Raw genomic sequence first — 17,529 nt, 5'->3', positions numbered from 1 at the left:
CTCAAGGCCGCCATAGATGGCCAGCTCGTTGGATCCGGCAGGGACTCGCGATGCCCTTCGCGCCATTGTGATCCGGGCATAAGCGTCTCGGTCACATGCCTGAGCGAACAGCGACTACCCGTTGCACCGCATCCGGCTTGTACCAGCGGAACATCAGGCCGGAGTCGTCGATCATCCGGTTGCGGGCTTCACCGTCCACAGTGTTCTGGAAGGTGACCCCTTGCTGGGTGTACGCAGGCACCTTCTCAGGAGGCCACTTTGGTGAGGTGAACCAGTTCGAACCACGTGGATTCACCCTCCCGGTAGAGGACACGGACCTGCCAACGTCCGGCGGCGATCGCGACGGAGGCTTGGTCAGGGTGCCCGCCCGCGGGCCACCCGGAGGCCAAGTCAGCCCCAGATACCGCGGAATCGAAAAGCACAGCTGGCCCGTCTGTCTCCCAGGTTCCGCAGTCTTCCCACTCGGTTGCGGGATCGGCGAGGGCGGCCTCGGCCGCGGCCACCAGGTCGGCTTCCGAGTCAGCGGCCAACCAACGCAGAAAGGCGTGATACTCCGGGAGATAGCACGTCGTGGCTGGATCGTCGGCGAGGACAAGTCCTTGCGCGCCACCGACTGGGATCGCGCCAGCGAAGCCGTCTACTTGGCATGCGCGGTCATAATCGTCGCCTACGCTGCCAGTCCATGAGTTCAGCGCGGAGACAGGGACGACAATCAGCGGGCCGCCAAGGGATTCGACCCATTCAGTTGGCGCGATCATGGCCGCCATTATGAGCGGTGAGGCCGCCGTTGCCGGACAGACAGCCTCACCGTCCGGACATGGTCAAGGCTTCTCGAAGTGTTGGTAGTCGATCGGGGTGGTCCAGTAGCCGCCCCAGTCCCAGCCGCGGCCTTCGAACGCGCGCACAGTCGCGTCGTCGGCGTGGATCAGGCCGGGGTCGTTACGCGTGCGGTCAACATACGGCGCGCCGTTGGGCGGGTATACGGTGCCGCTACCTGAAATGTACGGGTTCTGAACCGGGTTGATGTCGATCGCGCGGCCGTAGGAGTGGTTGGACCACCCGGTGCCGCCGGTGATCTTTCGGCAGTTGAACACTGAGGTGTTGTTGGCCTCCATGGACCTGTCGTCGTCGGCGTCGTACTTCTCCACTGTCTCCATCCGCTCGACCGGGTAGCGGTTGAAGTACAGGTCCGCGAATGTCCAGCCGATCTCGGTGGCGACCGCCTTGTCCACGATCAGTTCGCCGCGGTACACCTTGCCGTCGAAGCCGAGCGCGCTGAGATTGATCAGACGCAACTGGTCAGGCCCGACCGGGCAGCCTTCCCGCCAGCTCTTGCCCAACCGCTCGGCGGTCACCAGCTTGATGATCGCGACGTACGTCGGCAGTCCGTTGGCTGCGGGCGCGGTCAGCTGGATGTTCTCCTCGGCCGCGGTGGCCGCTCCCCCAGTTCCCAGGCCCACAGCCGCCGCGATGGCGACTATCGATACGAGTTGTGAAATCATCCCCATGCTCTCCCAGACGCCACCCGTTGCCGAAAGGTTGGCCAGACTCCACAAAATTTAAGTCCTTTGTGGACATACGCCAGTTGGACCGAGAAAGCCGTTTGCGCGCCCACGCACGGACCGTCGCCATGAATGTCCGCAAAGGAGAGGAGTGCGCCTGGATGGCGTTACTGGTACACCTGACTCAGGAGAAGAACGCCAAGAGCATCGTGTGCACCGGCATCAAGAAGGGCCGGGTGGGCGTGTTCTGCCTGCGGAAATGACGGTGGTCCAGGCGATCGCGGTCGTGCGGGAGCAGGACCACCCGCGCGGGTACGAAATCGTGGTCCCGAGAGCCGTTACGCGAAAAGAGATCCGCAGGGTCAGGTACATCAATCAGGTGACTGGCTGGCGGTACAAGCCGGATGCGCACGGTCGGAACCGTGCGCGTGCTGCGTCCCGGCTGGAGCGTACAAAGCCGCTGATATCCGCGCCCGCTTCGCTTCCTACCGTGATCGGCCCGCTGTCACGATGCTTCGCCACCTCGCCGAGGATGCCGACCACGAGGTGCGTGAGGCAGTCGAGGAAAGCCTTGGCAAGCGGGGTATCCACCGATCGGTTGATTCTCGGTACGCCCCGGCTGATGTGCTTGGTCAACCGGCACATCGATGTTCGGCCGCCGCCAAGCCAGCAGGCTGAAGCACATGTTGCTGAAACAGACCGAACGGGCGCTCGCGCCGGACCTTGCACGCGGCACGATGCTGGTCTTGGTCGCGTTGGCGAACTCGACGTTCTATCTCTACGGCAGGCCTTACGGGCCAAGACAACACGTGATCGAGCACGACATGCTCGACCGGATCGTCAGCATGCTCAACGTGACTTTCGTCGAGTTACGCGGATATCCCATGTTCGCCGCCATGTTCGCGTACGGCGTCGTACAGATGTTACGGCACCTTCCGGTAAACGACGGAAAAAGTGTTGCGCGCAGGCGGTTTCAATGGATGATAGTCTTCGGATTTGCGCATGCCACGCTGCTGTTCCCGGCGGACATCCTTGGCCTGTACGGGGTTCTGGGCTTCATTCTGCTGGCTGTCATGCGCGCCAAGGACCGCACGTTGCTGACGGTTGCCGCGTGGTGGCTCGTACTCGTCGCGATCATCCAAGGGTTCGTCTACACCGACACGTCCTACAGCGAGAACCGTGAGTTCTTTTGGTCGTTCGAGGTTGACGACCCGGTCACGGCGCTACTTCTGCGCCCGATGGAATGGCTTCTTACCCCGTTCGGCGTTCTCGGCGTCGGCAGCGCGGCGCTCGTTGGCATCTGGGCGGCGCGCCGTGGCGTGTTGGCCGAGCCTGAACAGCACCGAACGTTGCTGAGAAGGACGGCCATTGTCGGAGTGTCGGCAGCGGTGATCGGCGGGTTGCCGATGGGCCTTGTGGTCGGCCGATTCTGGACGCCGGATTCGGGCGCGTTCATGTGGGCGCTGTCCGCCTTGCATTCGGTGACCGGGGTTGCTGGTGGACTTGGTTACGCCGCGCTGATCGGCCTGTTCGCGGCCAACAAACGCAGTGGCCCAGGCGTCAGGGCAATCAGCGCGTGCGGCGAACGCTCGCTCAGTTGCTACTTGTTCCAGTCCGTGGTGTTCGTGGCGCTGCTGATGCCGTACACGTTGGGGTTGGGCGGCGTGCTGGGATCAGCCGAGATCGCGTTCGTGGCCGTTGGCACATGGCTGGCGTCCGTGCTGCTGGCTGACCAATTGCGCCGGAGAGGCAAGCGCGGTCCGGCCGAGATTCTGATCCGACGCCTGACGTACCGGCGCTGAACTGAAAAGCTGGACAGCGTGGAGGACCAACTGGAACGACGATGGAACCGGGCCTGGGCGCTCGCTCCGTACGTGGTGCTGGGCGTGGCATGCGCCCTGTCGTTGGCATTCGACCAGACCAGTTGGTCCTATCGGCTGGTCAGCGTGGCCATCGTCATAGGACTGGCACTGTGGCACGGGTGGTTCATCGTTGCACATCCACAGTGGTGGGAACGCAAGATCATGGCGGTGTACTTCGTCGGGTTGCTGGCGTTCACGTCTGTTCTCGTGCTGCGCAGCGACAGCTTCGAACTCTTCATACCGATGTGTTACGTGCTCGCGTTCGTCGCGTTGCCCGGCTGGTGGGCGTACGTCGGTGCGGTCCTCGCGAACACGCCATGGTTCGTGCTGACCGGCCCTGAAGTGCTCAACTTCGCGGTGCTGACGCCGTTCGCCACGTTGTTGGGTTGGTCCATCCGCACAATAGAGAAGGAAGCGATCCGGCGGCGGGAGACCAACGACAAGCTCGTGGCCATGGCCGCGGAGAACACCAAACTGCACGCATTGCTTGTAGAACGGGCTAAGGAGACGGGTGTCGTGGAGGAACGCGCGCGAATGGCCCGTGAAATCCACGACACAGTCGCTCAAGGACTGACTGGGATCGTCACCCAACTGGAAGCCGCTGAAGCATTAACGCCAGCAGGGCCCGCGCGCAGCCGCCTCGACACCGCGAGGCAGTTGGCGCGCACGAGCCTTGTCGAGGTCCGCAGGTCGATCGAAGCACTCCGCCCCGGCCCGTTGCACGACGCACGCCTTAGCGACGCGGTGGAGCAAGCCGTAACGACATGGCACGCGCAGCACGACATCCCGGCAACGTTCACCGTGACGGGAACACCACAGCCAATGCACGCGGAAGTCGAAATCACGATCCTGCGCGCCGTCCAGGAAACACTGGCCAATGTCGGTAGGCACGCGCAGGCGCAGCGAGTGGACGTGACACTGTCCTACATGGAGGATGTGATCGTGCTCGACGTGCGGGACGACGGAACCGGCTTCGACCCGTTGAAGGTCAACGGATTCGGGCTCATCGCAATGCGTCAGCGAGCACGATCCCTCTGCGGGACAGTGGAAATCGAGTCGACGCCAGGGGCGGGAACAGCGGTCAGCGTCAGCGTGCCGACGATCGAGGTGGACCAGTGAAACCGATACGGCTGGTGATCGTCGACGACCATCCCGTCGTCCGGGACGGCCTGCGCGGCATGCTCGGCACACAACCGGACTTCGAGATCGTGAACGAAGCCGCGTCCGGCGCCGAGGCGTTGACAGTCGTCGAGGCGAGCCAACCCGATGTCGTGCTGACGGACCTGCGCATGCCAGAACCCAGCGGCGCCATGCTGATCCGCCTGCTGCGGGAAAGGGTCCCTAAAGCGCGCGTTTTGGTGCTGACCACGCATGACACGGATTCGGACGTGTTACCCGCGGTAGAAGCGGGCGCGATCGGCTACCTCCTCAAAGATGCCCCACGAGAAGAGCTTTTCCGTGCTGTCCGAGCAGCAGCACGAAATGAAAGCGTACTTTCTCCATCCGTGGCAGCACTTTTACTCAAGCGTGTCCGTCCACAACAGCCTCTGACGGCGGTCAAACTAAGCGCAAGGGAAAGTGAGGTGCTTGAGCTGATCGCGCAGGGCAAAACCAACCGGGAAGCCGCGGCCGCGTTGTTCATCAGCGAGGCCACCGTCAAGACGCACCTGCTGCACATCTACGCCAAGCTCGAGGTGCCTGACCGGGCAGCCGCGGTTGCCGCCGCCTACAAACAGGGAATCATCGGGTAACGCACATCAATGTGCCTTCTTTCGCGGGTTCCGGGTTCTCGTGATGATGAGTGCATGTTCGTCGTCACCGGCGCGTCCGGAAACCATGGCAGGCTCACCATCCAGCACCTTCGCGAACGCGTGGACGCGGCCAAAATCGTCGCGGTGACCCGCGATCCGGCCGCTGTGGCCGATCTGGGAGTCACTGTGCGACAAGGTGATTTCACCGATCCCGGTGGACTGGTCAATGCTTTCGACGGAGCTGAGCGCGTTCTGCTCGTCAGCGTCAACAGCGTCCCGTCACACACCAACGCCATCGATGCCGCGATCAAGGCGTGCGTCGGGTCCGTGCTCTACACCTCCGTCCTGCGCGCCGGGGATCCGGCAAACCCGAACGCCCTGGTCTCCGACCATCGCGACACCGAAAGAATCCTTGCAAGTAAAGACATTCCGTTCACCATTCTGCGCTACGGAATGTGGTCGGAAATGTTGCCGCTCACCCTGCCCTTGCAGGAAGCTCTCGACACAGGCGTCCTGCGAACGAACGCGGGCGACGAATCGTATGTCTCGTACGTGACGCGGTCGGACTGCGCCGCTGTCGCAGCCGTCGCACTGGCCGCCGGCGGTTTCGCCGGGCAGTTCCTGAACGTCACCGGGCCGGAACCGATCAACCATCCGAGAATTGCCAAAGCTCTCACTGAAGCCACTGGCCGACCGATACGGCACGAGCGCTGTAGCGACGAGGAAGCCAGGAATTCCTTGCTGGCAAGGCTTCCTGCCGAGATCGCGGCCGTGCCGCACGCGGTCGACGCCGGACTTCAGCTCACCCAGGACATCGAGAACGGCTGGTTCGACATCACCACAAGGACTGTGGAACGTCTCACCGGCCGTCCCGCGACGACACTTACCGAGTTCTTAAGGACGCTGTGAACAACTCGAGTCTGCTTTGCGCGGCAAGGGGATGCGTCGCGACGACGTCAGCGGTCAGCTCGCGCATCCGGTCCGCTGACGGGCCATAGAGGTACAGCGCCGTCTCCTCAGGTCCTTCCCATAGGACTGCATCGTGCCTTCGGTGCCGAGCCGGTCAAGGATCTGGCCGACGAGTTCGTTGACGTCAGCAGTTTAGTAGACCTCGTCGGGCAGATCGGTTCCGTTGAGGTACAGGCCGAGGCCTTCGGTCGCACCGAAGGCCACTTTGTCGGCGTCAGTAAGGTTCCACCGCCGCTGATTTCGCTTCCCGGCAGCTTCGCTTCCAGGACTTCCATCAGCGGATCTTCGTACACGTGGCCACGATCGAGCGGGCGCAGGCGGGCGTTCAGGGTCACCAGTAGACGCATGGGCGGCAGCTTATGCCCGACTACCGACAATTTACGGTCCTGCGGCTTTGACCACCTTGGCTCGGTAGTCGGCCCACCACGCCTCGTCGACGGGTGGCATGAAGTCGTTGCCTTCCCGCAGACCCACGGACCCGTCGACGAGTTCCCGCACGATGTCGGCGTGTCCAGCGTGCCGGTTGGACTCGGCGATCACGTGGATGAGAACGCGGTGCAGCGTCGGTTTGCCGTCAGGCCACCATTCCACGTGCCCGACCGTCTCTAGTGGAAGTTCCTCGATCGTGGAGTCCGCATGGGCACAAGCACGGTGGTAGAGGTCGACAATGTACGAACGCGACTCGTCAGCCGTCGCCCACATGTCCATATTGGGCTCCGCGTCCTTGCTGAACCACGCCACTTCCTCGGGGAAATGACGCTCGAAGGCATAGCCGAAGTAGAGCAATTCGACCGTGGTCAGATGTTTGACGAGGCCGAGCAGGTTGGTGCCGGTCGGGGTGAGCGGGCGGCGGACGTCATAGTCCGACAGCCCATCCAGCTTCCAGACCACGGCAGCCCGGATATCCCGCAGGTAGTGGTGCAAATCTTCTTTCATGCCCAGTGAGACAGCGGCTGTGCGGCAGAATCGTCGGTTGTGAGCGAAGTTTTTCTCGAGCGAGCCAGACAGGGCGACGACCAGGCCTTCACCCGCCTGATCGAGCCGTTGCGCCGAGAGCTGCACGCGCACTGCTACCGCATGCTCGGCTCGACGCATGACGCGGACGACGCATTGCAGGACACGCTCATCAAAGCCTGGCGCAAGCTGGACTCGTTCGAAGGCCGCAGCTCACTGCGGACGTGGCTCTACACCGTGGCCACCAGGGCATGCCTGGACATCGCGGAAACCAGAGGCAAGCGAGCGATGCCCGTCGATCTCGGCCCGGCGAGCGAGCACGTGGTGCTGGAGCAGAATGCCTTGGAGATCGCCTGGTTGGAGCCGTATCCGGATCTGCGTTACGAGCAGCGCGAGGGTGTCGAGTTGGCGTTCGTCGCCGCGTTGCAGCACCTGCCGGGCAATCAGCGTGCCGCGTTGGTGCTGTTCGACGTGCTGAAGTTCTCCGCGGCTGAAATCGCCGAGATCATGGACACGTCGACGACCTCGGTGAATTCAGCGCTGGCCCGTGCCCGCAAGATCATCGCGGAGAAGGCACCCTCCCGGAGCGAGCAGCAGGACGATGCCGCGCTGAAGGAGATTGTCGCCAAATACTCAAGCGCGATGGAGCGCGGCGACGCCGATGCCCTGGTAGCCCTGCTAACCGAGGACGTCACATGGTCCATGCCGCCCCTCGCGGCTTGGTACAGCGGAATCGCCGCAGCCATGGACCATGCCATCAAGGTGCCTTTCACCTGCGGGACGTGGCAGCACCTGGCAACCAGCGCCAACGGGCAGCCAGCCGTAGCTGCCTACCTGTTCGGCAAGGCCTGGTCGATCAACGTGTTGGCGATCCGCGACGGCAAGATCGCCGCGATCACGTCCTTCATCGGGCCGGAACACTTCCGGCAGTTCGACCTGCCCGCGTCACTGCATTGATCAGACGAGCGTACGAATCGAGCATCTCGTCCCGGTCGAAGGTGCTGAGGGTGATCAGCAGTTCGTCGGCTTCGGGCAGCTGCTCAAGGGCCTCGATGACTTCGTCCTCGGTGCCATAGATCTGGCCTTGCAGGCCGCGCTCCAGCCGTTCCCGCTCACGAGGGCTCATGTCGATGCTCTCGACGGGCTGGAGGGGCGGAAAAACGCCGTGGGTCCGTGAGTACACCATCGACCACGCCTCCGGCAGAAGCAGCCGTTTCGCCTGCTCAGAGGTCTCAGCCACAGCGACATTCACCGCCACGACGACATAGGGATTCGCCGACCGCTCGCGATAACGCGCGACCGTCGGCCCAACCTTCGGACCACCGACGACTACCGGCAGGCCAAGGTCAGCGGCGATATCGGCGCCCGCGCCCGTGGCCAGGATGAACGCGGGGATCCGCAGGCCTTCCGCTGGGTACGCGTGCACGCCGTCGTGACCACCGACGAAGTAGCCCAAGAGGTCCCTGACCTGGGCTTCGAAGTCCTCAGCCGCATCTTTGTCCCGACCAAGAGCCCGCCGGACACCATCGGTAAAGCCGACAGAACGCCCAAGGCCCATGTCAATCCGGCCGGGATACAGCGACTCAAGCACGCCGAACTGCTCAGCGACCACGAGCGGCTGATGATTGGGCAGCATCACCCCGCCCGTACCGACCCTGATGGTCGACGTGGCCGCCGCGATCGCCGCGGCCAAAACCGTCGGCGCCGACCCGGCGACACCGGGCACACTGTGGTGCTCGGAGACCCAGAACCGGTGATACCCCAACGCTTCGGCCTGTTGCGCGAACCGCACGGTATCCCGCAGCGCCTGCGCGTCACTCTTGCCAACCCGATTGCTCGAGCGGTCCAGAATGGACAATTTGGCCGATGTCACATCAAGGTCAACGCGCCACCAACCTGTGCATTCCCTCCTGTGACATCACTCATCGTCACCTCGGGCTCGCTCGATGATCTCGTCGGACGTCAGGGCGCTGCGCGGGTGGTGGGTCAGGCACCACGGGGTGCGCACCTTCTGGAAGGCGATCCCCTCACCCGTCACGTAGAACTCCGCCGCCGACAGCCGCCCGAGATCAGGCAGGTCACGGCCCTTCGCCCGAGCCAGATCCCGTGCCGCCTCGATGTGCGTCGGATGGTTCAAGCGGCCGAAGAACTGGGTTGTCGCGTTGCCAGATACCTGATTGTGGATAGCTTTCGGCGCCTGCGTGGCGAGAATCAAGCCAAGACCGAACTTCCTGGCCTGCTGTGCCAGCCTGATGCTGCTCGCCGTGCTCGCTGTCTTTCCTGTCGCTGGAGCCAGTTCCTGTGCCTCGTCCATCACCAGCAACCCACCGAGCGGCCGGTCGCCAGCCGGATTGCGCTTCACCCAACTGAACAGCTCAAGCTGCAACTGGTTCACGAAGATCTGTTTCTGTTCTGTCGATGCCAGTGCTTCGAGGTTGATCACCGAGACCCTCGCCCGCTTGCCTGCCGCTGGAGCGAGCAACACACCCGGATCGATTTTGTCGATCTTGTCGTCCAGCAAGGGATCGGTCACCATTTCAGCGCGCAGGCTCTGCGCCAGTGGCGCGGCGATGCTTGCCGCGTCTTCCAGATTGCTCACGCCCTCCGGCAGGTCAGCGAGGATGTCAATCAAGCCGCTCAGGCTGCGGCCGCCGTTGCGGGCGTAGTGCTCGATCGCCTCTGTGAGCACGGCCCTGCGCCATTTGGCCTTGTCCGTGTTGCCTTCGACCCGTGCTCTGGGTGCGAGTGCGGCGGCTGCCTCGCGCACCGCGAACTCGAACTCGTCCGGGTTGTCCATAACGCTCGCGAAGTCCGGCAACGGTTCGAACGCGAGCGGCCGTCCGCCAGGGCGGCCTGGCGTCCAGACCACCACATCGGTGTCCCGCAAATACTGTTCAGCCTTCGCCTTGTCCTCGGCGACAGGCAACTCGGGCCACGCATCGCCGAGCCTGGCGAGGTCGCTGTTCGGATCGAGCACGATCGACGAGACGCCAAGCAGCGCGCACTCCTCGACCAATCGCCGGATGAGCACGGTCTTGCCGGACCCCGACCCAGCGAAGATCACGACGTGCTTACGCAGCGACTCAAGCGGAACGCCCACAGATGACTGGTCGGCGAGCAGTCGGCCGACCGGCACCCGAGCGGCGTCATCCGTGTCCACTATGGACTGCTCGGGTGTGACGTTCTCGATCAAGGCTTCGACGTCGACCGGCAGTACCGCCGCGAACAACTCTGTTCGGCTGGCCGGACGGCGAGCGACAAGCCAGTCCGACAGGCCAGGTTTCGCTTCCTTCAGCATCTGCCGCAATGCGTGGAACGTTCTCAGGTCGTCCTCGGTGATCGGCACCGACGCGCCACCTGTCTTCTCCACCTCGGCCAACAACTGCTGCGTCCCCTGACCGCGAGACCATTCGATGTTGCGGATGAGAACCAGTGATCTGCCGGGGACACCGAGTTTGACACCAGCGGCGTCACAAGCGTGCTTCAGTGGATGGAACGCGCCCTGGGCAATAGGATGGGCGACTGCACGGAACGACCAGTGCGCCTGGTCATCGGTCTCCGTGTCGAGGATAAGACGCAGCCTCGCGTGCAACGGTGGTTTCGCGCCCGGCGCCGGATCCACCGACCAGGACTGTCCTGGTCCGCGCTCGATGACCCACGCGGTCAGCCCCGCGAACAACAGTGTGGGCATCTCCCGGTTCTCCAGGTCCGAGTTTAGCGGCGCCAGAATGTTGGCTTCCTGCTTCAACTCGGCGAACCGCGTGTCGAACGGCGCGTAATCGATATCCAGCGCTGGAGCAGGCCGGGCGACGACTTCTTCGGCGAATGTCTCGGCGAACGTCGTTAGTTCGGTGACCTGACCGCGTTGAACGCAGGCCTGCGCATGCTTGGAGATCGTGGTCAGCACCTGGCGAGGGGTATAGGACTTCACGTCGTCGAAGGCAGCGGGAGCCACCGGCCAAGTCGGGTGCGGCGGGGCGAAACCGATCCGCTCGTACACCTGGGCCAGCCGGGCGGCCACCAGTTCCCTGCCCAGTTCCACGTCGGTGATCCTGGACAGTTCGGGAGCCACGGTGAACCGATCAGGCACCGACGAGGTGGCCGTCGACTCGATCAACGTCCACGACTGCGGTAGCGACGCCACGATGGTCAATGTCCGTCTGGTCGCCTCACGCAGATGCATCAGCCCATCCGCGATCTCAGCGACCTGTTTGCCGAGCGCGCCCCCGGACTTCTCGGCGAGACTCACCAGAGTGTCAATCTGGTCGATGGCAACGACGCTTGGCCCAGTGAGACCGAGCAATTTGGACACGTCGGACACGACTCGACGCGCCTCGTGTGGCCTTGCCCGAAAGCCCCAGCGGAGCCGGTCCTCGTCCCGCATCTCACCCGACGAGGTCAGATAGTCGTACCCGACGTTCGCTTCCCGAATATCGACAGACGCAGCCAACGCCAGAGCACGTGCCGCGTCCTGACACTCCATCGCGACCTGCCGGTTGAGCCCACGCAATGAGCCGACGAAGTCGTCCAGTCCGCCAGGCGTCAACGGTGCCTTGCCGATGATCGCGTCGGTAAGCGACGGAAGAACCCTCGCGGCGACACAGAGTCTGCGAAGGAACGTGGCGAGCTGTGTGAGCCCGTCTTCGCCGTCGTGGCCTAGCCCCTGCAGAATCGCTTCCGAGGCGTTCGCCCAGAACCCGCTGCCGTCACCGAGATTGCTGAGGAAGAAGTAGCCGCCCTCGTGCGCGACTTGCCTGCGTACCCAGCCGAGCATGTGTGTCTTGCCCGCACCGGCACGGCCGCTGAGCACGACGCCGATCGGACTCGGCCCGGTGCTCCGGCTGGCCTCCAGAACCCGATCCATGACCATCTGCTGGGCGGCCCTGTGCAAACCCCGCACATGGGCCTGAGCCGAATGCCATACGTCGTCTTCGGTCAGTGCGGCCTCGAACTGCAACTGTGCCAACGCTTTGTGTTGGTCCATGATCACGCTCGACCAATGGCCAGTTGATGGTTGTCCTCGTTGCCGATCCGCAGGGCAGCCGCCCGGTCCTCCACGGTGAGGTTCTTCTGATCAGCATCGGGAATGATCGTGACGTCACCGTCGCTGTCCATATTCCGCAGCGTCTCGTCCACTGCGTCGCGGGGAACGTTGCCAAGCAACGGACGAAGATCAGCCAAACGCACCCACGCCTTGGGACGAGCAGCCAGCCGCTCGTACGCGTCTCGAATCAGACCCTCCAGATCGACGATCTCGGTCTCCGCCTTGAACACGTCGCTGAGCGCCAGACCAGCACGATCCAGGTATCGGTGCACACCAGCGAGCACCGCGTACAACCCCGCACCCACTGATCCCGCGCGTGCCGGGATGTCTGCGGCGAGCTCGTCGGCGCACCACTTCCAACCTCGCTCGGTCAGCTCGTGCCGGAACGGCTTGGTGTCTTCGTCGGTCACGATGAGGTCCGCATCTTGGAGCGCCATGCGGTAGGGCTTGGTCATCGTCAGGTTCCAGCGATCTTTCAGTTCCTTGTTGGAGACCTGCCTCGCCTCCGCCATCAGCACCAGCAAGATCGCTCGGTGCGGCAGCCCCAGTTTCGGTTCGGACATGCGTCAGTCCTCCAGTAGCTGGAATCCGTCCGGTCCGGCGAGCAGTTCCACCCGGCGGCCGATGGTCTTCATCTCGCCGCGTACGCGCACTTGCCGCCCCGCGCGGTGGGCTGCGATCGCGACTTCGTAGGTGGCGCGGTCAGGCAGCCGGACCCAGACCGCGCGACGCCCTGCGCCCCGTATCTCAATCGACCATCTGTCCTCGCGAGATTCGTCGTCCCGCAGTCCCTGGATCACCCCTGACACAGCCACCGTCGCGGGGTCGTCCAGGCGCCGTAGTTGTTCCGCGGCCGCACGGATGACAGTGCTCGCCCCTTCGGCGAAGTTGTAGACCGCTGAGGGCAAATCCGATGGAATTGCCCTGGCCCAACGGAATCCGATTTCGAACGGCCGGTTTCCCAACCGGCTGACCGATTCGCACAACTCCGCGGGAACCTCGGCTTCCCTGAGGCCATTGGGATCCGGTTGCGGGTTGCTCAGCAGGGATACCGCGGTGTGGAGTCGTCTGGTCACCTGACGGCCGAGGGCATCGTCCACAGGTACCCGTACCGGTAGGATGTAGCTGCCAGCTCGCGCGGGCCCCAGCTGCACGCGGCCAAGCAGACGTTCGACATCGGCGGGGACGTCCCCACGGACCGACTGGGCCGCCGCCCGCAGGGCACCCTCCACGCCGGTCAGGGCTTGCAGGCCCGCGTGCAACGTGGTGAAGCCCGACGGCAGCCCGTCCGGAAACATCCTGATCACCTGGGTGTCGGACCACGGCAACCGGATATCGAGGACGATCTCTTCCCTCGGGCGGTTCTCGACCTGGGTCAACGTGTCCAGGATCTGCCGCACCCGCAGGTCCGCGTCGCCCATCCCGTCCCTTGCCGGGACGAGCACCTCGTACTCCTCGTCGTAGACCCAGATGGAGGCGCCGCGCCAACGTTCCTGACGTTGCTGCCACCCGCTGTCGACCAGGTAACTGGCTATGTCGGTGACGCCCAGTGAGCTGGTCACGCCGTACTCCGCGCTGCCAGTTCGACTGAGCGCACCAGGTTCAGCAGGCTCCGTGCGGTCAGGACGTTGGCAACAGGTACCCGAACGGGACGTCTGCGGCTCTTGTCCGGTTTCTCGATCGGCGTCTCCAGCTGAAGGGAACAGTAGTAAGCCAGGTGACGCAGCAGCATCCCGTCGGTTGTGAACTCCACGTAATCCATATTGTTCGACGGGACACGGACAAGGAAAAGAAACCGCGGCACCGTGAAATCATCACCGGCGATACGGTTGAACTGAGCTTCATTGAGACCGTTGAAGTGCCATTCCGAGACACCCTGTTTCATTTCGCCGCGCGACCACGATTTGATCTGCGCCTCGACACACGGAGAAGCGACTCCGGTCGTCCTGCCCGGCATCCGGAAGCCGAGATCAACACCGTCAAGATCCAGATCATGCTGATACACAAGCAAACCGGCCGCCGACGCGAGCGCGCGGACGTAGTCCTCACCAAACTTGCCCTGATGATTCCGGGCATCAAGCACACGACCTCCCCGGCTGTGGCAGCGAGACGCAGCTTACGCAGGACGACACTTTTGTGTCAGCACCATGAACCCGAACGGAGCACGAGATCAGATCAACATTTTCCGGCCCAAGATCACAATTCCTGGTCACCCCTCGTGAGTGGTTAGCAGCGTTAGAACACGCTTAACCACTCACGAGGGGTGACCAGCCACACAGCTGCGCTGGCTGACCGGTAACTTGACGGCGCGAGTGAACCTCCCTCTGGCGCTGTCCGTTACTTCTAATGGTGGCTGCCCGCGGAGGCAGGACAAGAGCCGGAGGGCAGTCGATGAGTGCGGACAGTGTGCCGAAGTGGCGTCGTGTCACGGCAAAGGTGATCACGGCGCTGGCGTTCCTGTTCGTGCTGTTCACCTTGGTTGTGCCGAATGAGCTGCCCAAGCTTGGGCCGCTTTCGATTCTGCGGATTCCGCTCGAAGGCTTGATCGGCGTCGCGCTCATGCTGGTGTTGCCGCCAAAGCCGCGCAAGATCGTCGCCGCGGTCCTTGGGTCGCTTCTTGGTCTTCTGCTCATCTGGAAGCTCTTCGACATGGGCTTCTACACCACGCTTGCCCGTCCCTTCGATCCCGTTTTCGACTGGAGTTTCCTCGGGCCGGGCTTTGAGTTCCTCGCGGGCGCGATCGGGCAGGGTGGCGCGGTCGCCGCCGCGATCGGCATCTCCATTCTGGCCCTTGCACTCATCGTGCTGATGGCGTTGGCGTCGGTGCGGTTGTCCCGTGTTGTCGCTGGGCGGCAGACGGCGGCGACGCGTGCATTGGCTGTGCTCGGGGTCATCTGGGTTGGGGCGGCTGCGTTTGGGGCGCCGTTTGCGAGCAACAGCGCGGCAGCTTTGGCGTACGACCACGCGCGGCAGGTTGGGTCGAGCCTGCAGGATTCCAACGCTTATCACGCGGAGGCTTCGGTTGACGCGTTCCGGGATGTGCCTGGCAGCGAGTTGCTGACCGGGTTGCGCGGCAAGGACGTGATCCTCACGTTCATCGAGAGCTACGGCCAGGTCGCGATCCAGGATCCCGTTATCTCGCCCGGGGTTGACGCTGTCCTCGACGCGGGCACCGCCAAACTGCGGGCCGCCGGGTTCGAGTCGAAGAGTGCGTACATCACCTCGTCGACGTCGGGTGGCGGCAGCTGGCTCGCGCATTCGACGCTGCAGTCCGGCGTGTACATCAACAACCAGAAGCGTTACGACACCTTTGTCGCCAGTGACCGGTTCACCTTGAGTGGGGCGTTCGAGCGCGCCGGCTGGAAGACCGTCGGCGTTGTGCCGCAGAACATGAAGCCGTGGCCGGAAGGCAAGGTTTACGGCTACGACTCGTACTACGACTCGCACACCTCCGGCTACAAGGGCAAGCCGTTCTTCTACGCCCAGATGCCTGACCAGTACACGCTTTCCGCGTTCCAGCGCAACGAGCGGGACAAGCGTTACCGCAAGCCTGTGATGGCCGAGATCGACTTGGTTTCCAGCCACACGCCGTTCGTTCCGCTGCCGAAGATGGTCGACTGGAACCAGGTCGGCGACGGGTCGATCTTCATTCCGCAGGCCGAGAACGGCACCAAGCCGGAAGACATCTGGAACGACGCAGGCAAGTCCCGCGCTGCTTTCGGCGAGGCCATCCAGTACTCGCTGAACTCGCTGATCTCCTACGTGCAGACCTATGGCGACGAGAACCTTGTGCTCGTGTTCCTCGGTGACCACCAGCCTGCGCCGATGATCACGGGCGATGGGGCGACGCGCAATGTCCCGGTGACGATCGTGGCCAAGGACCCCGCGGTGCTTGAGCGGACCGCGAGTTGGGGCTGGCATGACGGCCTGAACCCTGGCCTTGAGGCTCCGGTGTGGCCGATGCAGGACTTCAGGGACAAGTTCCTGACCACGTTCGGCCCGCACCCGCCCGCCCGGTAGTTGACTTCAACCAAGGTTCACGTTCGAGCCTTGGGTCATGGAAATCGGTATCGGACTGCCTCACCAGGACATCGTCACTGTCGCGCGGCGCGCGGAGGAGCTGGGCTTCGATTCGGTCGCGGCCGCGGATGTCCTGATCGGTGACGGCACACCCTGGCTGGAACCCATCGTCGTCCAGTCAACAGTCGCGGCCGTGACCGAACGCGTCTGGCTGGACTTCGGGGTTCTGTCGATCCCGACACGGCCGGTCGCGATGCTGGCAGCCCAGATCCAGACCTTGCAGCACCTGTCCGGCAACCGGGTCCGGCTCGGCCTCGGGATCGGCGGCTTCCCGGGGACACCGTTCTGGAAAGCGGTCGACGCGCCAACCGGAAACCGTGGGCAACTGCTGGACCAGGCCCTGGAAATCCTGCCGAAGCTGATCACGGGTGAAAGCGCGCTTGGCGTCACGTTGGCGCCCGCCGCACCCGCGCCACTGCTGCTCGTCGCGGGCGGCAACATCGAACCCGCGCTGCGGCGCGTCGCGAAGTACGGGGACTTCTGGCTCACGGCCGCGCTGACACCGGCTGAGGTCGCCGAGGCCAAGGCCAAGCTGCAGCTGTACGCGGCCGAGTACGCCAGGCCTGCGCCCCGGATTCACCTCGGCCTGCACTCGGCGTTGAACGACGAACCCGCCCGTGAACGGATGGTCCAGCAGCTGAGCGCCTTCTATCAGAAGACGCCCGAACAGATCGCCGAGATCACGCTCACGGGCGGCCCGGAACAGGCCGCTGAGCGGATGGCCGAATACGCCGAAGCTGGCCTGGACGAGCTCGGGATCGGCAGCGATGGCAGCGACATCCTGCGGCAGCTCGACCTGATCGCCGAGGCAGGATCGATGCTGTGACGGCTGTCGGTACTGTGCCGGGGTGGGTGAACAGCAGGTTGTGGAGATCTACACCGACGGCGCGTGCAGCGGAAATCCCGGACCGGGCGGATGGGGCGCATTGCTGCGCTACGGACGCCACGAGCGCGAACTCTACGGCGGTGAAGCGACGCCCACGACGAACAACCGGATGGAGCTGACGGCGCCGATCAAGGCCTTGGAGACGTTGACCCGGCCGTCGGTCGTGCACCTGTACACCGACAGCTCCTATGTCCGCAACGGCATCACGCAATGGTTGCCACGGTGGAAATCCAACGGCTGGCAGACGTCGGCCAAGCAGCCCGTGAAGAACGCTGACCTGTGGCAACAGCTGGAGGCCGCGGCCAAGCAGCATGACGTCGAGTGGCATTGGGTGAAGGGCCACGCTGGTCATCCGGACAACGAACGAGCCGACCGGCTGGCTGTCCGCGGATGCGAGGAGGCAAAGTCCTCCCATTGAGGACAGAAAGTGGCCGGTATCGGCCTTAGGCTGGTGCCACACCAAGAACAAAGGAGTGGTTCC

General features: G+C 63.8%; 17 protein-coding genes. 8 read left to right on the top strand and 9 right to left on the bottom strand.

What is annotated here, in order from left to right; all coding sequences use genetic code 11:
- Positions 1 to 91: 91 nt before the first annotated feature.
- The 3 genes from LWC34_RS02855 to LWC34_RS02845 all read right to left on the bottom strand — a co-directional run bounded on the left by LWC34_RS02855 (position 92) and on the right by LWC34_RS02845 (position 1,502).
- Positions 92 to 241, bottom strand: a complete 150-nt coding sequence (locus tag LWC34_RS02855) for a hypothetical protein (RefSeq protein ID WP_233722840.1) — start codon at positions 239 to 241, stop codon at positions 92 to 94.
- A gap of 4 nt (positions 242 to 245) precedes the next feature.
- A complete protein-coding gene (locus tag LWC34_RS02850) occupies positions 246 to 758 on the bottom strand; it encodes an Imm21 family immunity protein (RefSeq protein WP_233722839.1) in 513 nt (170 codons plus the stop codon).
- A gap of 63 nt (positions 759 to 821) precedes the next feature.
- A complete protein-coding gene (locus LWC34_RS02845; RefSeq protein WP_233722838.1) occupies positions 822 to 1,502 on the bottom strand; it encodes a M15 family metallopeptidase in 681 nt (226 codons plus the stop codon).
- Positions 1,503 to 2,185: 683 nt separating this feature from the next.
- On the opposite strand from LWC34_RS02845, the gene LWC34_RS02840 reads away from it, so the two are divergent.
- From LWC34_RS02840 to LWC34_RS02825, 4 genes are read left to right on the top strand one after another with little or no spacing between them, the layout of a single operon-like run.
- Complete coding sequence (locus LWC34_RS02840; protein WP_233722837.1) at positions 2,186 to 3,304, top strand: DUF418 domain-containing protein; 1,119 nt, start codon at positions 2,186 to 2,188, stop codon at positions 3,302 to 3,304.
- Between the two features lie 18 nt (positions 3,305 to 3,322).
- Complete coding sequence (locus tag LWC34_RS57880) at positions 3,323 to 4,483, top strand: sensor histidine kinase (RefSeq protein WP_233722836.1); 1,161 nt, start codon at positions 3,323 to 3,325, stop codon at positions 4,481 to 4,483.
- The gene (locus tag LWC34_RS02830; RefSeq protein WP_308199958.1) at positions 4,480 to 5,115 is read left to right on the top strand and encodes a response regulator; all 636 of its coding nucleotides are present in this window, start codon (positions 4,480 to 4,482) and stop codon (positions 5,113 to 5,115) included. The genes LWC34_RS57880 and LWC34_RS02830 overlap by 4 nt, the downstream gene beginning before the upstream one ends.
- Positions 5,116 to 5,169: 54 nt before the next feature.
- Positions 5,170 to 6,024 carry an NAD(P)H-binding protein gene (locus LWC34_RS02825; RefSeq protein ID WP_233722835.1) on the top strand — a complete coding sequence of 285 codons (855 nt, stop codon included), beginning with the start codon at positions 5,170 to 5,172 and terminating at the stop codon, positions 6,022 to 6,024.
- Positions 6,025 to 6,462: 438 nt separating this feature from the next.
- Here the strand turns inward: LWC34_RS02825 and LWC34_RS02820 are convergent, their stop codons facing one another.
- Positions 6,463 to 7,020, bottom strand: coding sequence for a DinB family protein (locus LWC34_RS02820; RefSeq protein ID WP_233722834.1), 558 nt, complete (start codon positions 7,018 to 7,020; stop codon positions 6,463 to 6,465).
- A 39-nt stretch (positions 7,021 to 7,059) separates the two neighbouring features.
- Between LWC34_RS02820 and LWC34_RS02815 the strand changes: the two genes are divergently transcribed.
- The gene (locus tag LWC34_RS02815) at positions 7,060 to 7,995 is read left to right on the top strand and encodes a sigma-70 family RNA polymerase sigma factor (protein WP_233722833.1); all 936 of its coding nucleotides are present in this window, start codon (positions 7,060 to 7,062) and stop codon (positions 7,993 to 7,995) included.
- On the opposite strand, the gene LWC34_RS02810 is transcribed toward LWC34_RS02815, so the two are convergent.
- The 5 genes from LWC34_RS02810 to LWC34_RS02790 are packed head-to-tail and all read right to left on the bottom strand — an operon-like array spanning position 7,943 to position 14,165.
- Positions 7,943 to 8,911 (bottom strand): MsnO8 family LLM class oxidoreductase, encoded by a 969-nt coding sequence (locus LWC34_RS02810; protein ID WP_233722832.1) that lies wholly within the window; start codon positions 8,909 to 8,911, stop codon positions 7,943 to 7,945. The two genes, LWC34_RS02815 and LWC34_RS02810, sit on opposite strands and share 53 nt — an antisense overlap.
- Before the next feature lie 45 nt (positions 8,912 to 8,956).
- Positions 8,957 to 12,022 carry an ATP-binding protein gene (locus tag LWC34_RS02805; protein WP_233722831.1) on the bottom strand — a complete coding sequence of 1,022 codons (3,066 nt, stop codon included), beginning with the start codon at positions 12,020 to 12,022 and terminating at the stop codon, positions 8,957 to 8,959.
- A gap of 2 nt (positions 12,023 to 12,024) precedes the next feature.
- Positions 12,025 to 12,645: a hypothetical protein gene (locus tag LWC34_RS02800; protein WP_233722830.1), complete on the bottom strand. Its 621-nt coding sequence runs from the start codon at positions 12,643 to 12,645 to the stop codon at positions 12,025 to 12,027.
- 3 nt (positions 12,646 to 12,648) lie between these two features.
- The gene (locus tag LWC34_RS02795; protein WP_233722829.1) at positions 12,649 to 13,644 is read right to left on the bottom strand and encodes a hypothetical protein; all 996 of its coding nucleotides are present in this window, start codon (positions 13,642 to 13,644) and stop codon (positions 12,649 to 12,651) included.
- Positions 13,641 to 14,165, bottom strand: coding sequence for a DUF4365 domain-containing protein (locus LWC34_RS02790; protein WP_233722828.1), 525 nt, complete (start codon positions 14,163 to 14,165; stop codon positions 13,641 to 13,643). Before LWC34_RS02790 ends, LWC34_RS02795 begins: the two co-directional genes overlap by 4 nt.
- 308 nt (positions 14,166 to 14,473) lie before the next feature.
- Here LWC34_RS02790 and LWC34_RS02785 point away from each other — a divergent pair, with 308 nt between their 5' ends.
- Genes LWC34_RS02785 through rnhA form a run of 3 tightly spaced genes read left to right on the top strand, consistent with a single transcriptional unit; the run spans position 14,474 to position 17,466 of the window.
- Positions 14,474 to 16,102 (top strand): alkaline phosphatase family protein, encoded by a 1,629-nt coding sequence (locus tag LWC34_RS02785; RefSeq protein WP_233722827.1) that lies wholly within the window; start codon positions 14,474 to 14,476, stop codon positions 16,100 to 16,102.
- Between the two features lie 37 nt (positions 16,103 to 16,139).
- Positions 16,140 to 16,988 (top strand): LLM class flavin-dependent oxidoreductase, encoded by an 849-nt coding sequence (locus tag LWC34_RS02780; RefSeq protein WP_233722826.1) that lies wholly within the window; start codon positions 16,140 to 16,142, stop codon positions 16,986 to 16,988.
- A 22-nt stretch (positions 16,989 to 17,010) separates the two neighbouring features.
- On the top strand, positions 17,011 to 17,466 hold the full coding sequence (gene rnhA / locus LWC34_RS02775; RefSeq protein ID WP_233722825.1) for a ribonuclease HI: 456 nt from the start codon (positions 17,011 to 17,013) through the stop codon (positions 17,464 to 17,466).
- Positions 17,467 to 17,529: the final 63 nt, after the last annotated feature.

This window comes from Kibdelosporangium philippinense (genome assembly GCF_021390435.2).
GTDB classification, from domain to species: Bacteria; Actinomycetota; Actinomycetes; order Mycobacteriales; family Pseudonocardiaceae; genus Kibdelosporangium; species Kibdelosporangium philippinense.
Note: the sequence above shows the minus strand (reverse complement) of the source record. Positions and strands in the feature narration are given on the sequence as shown.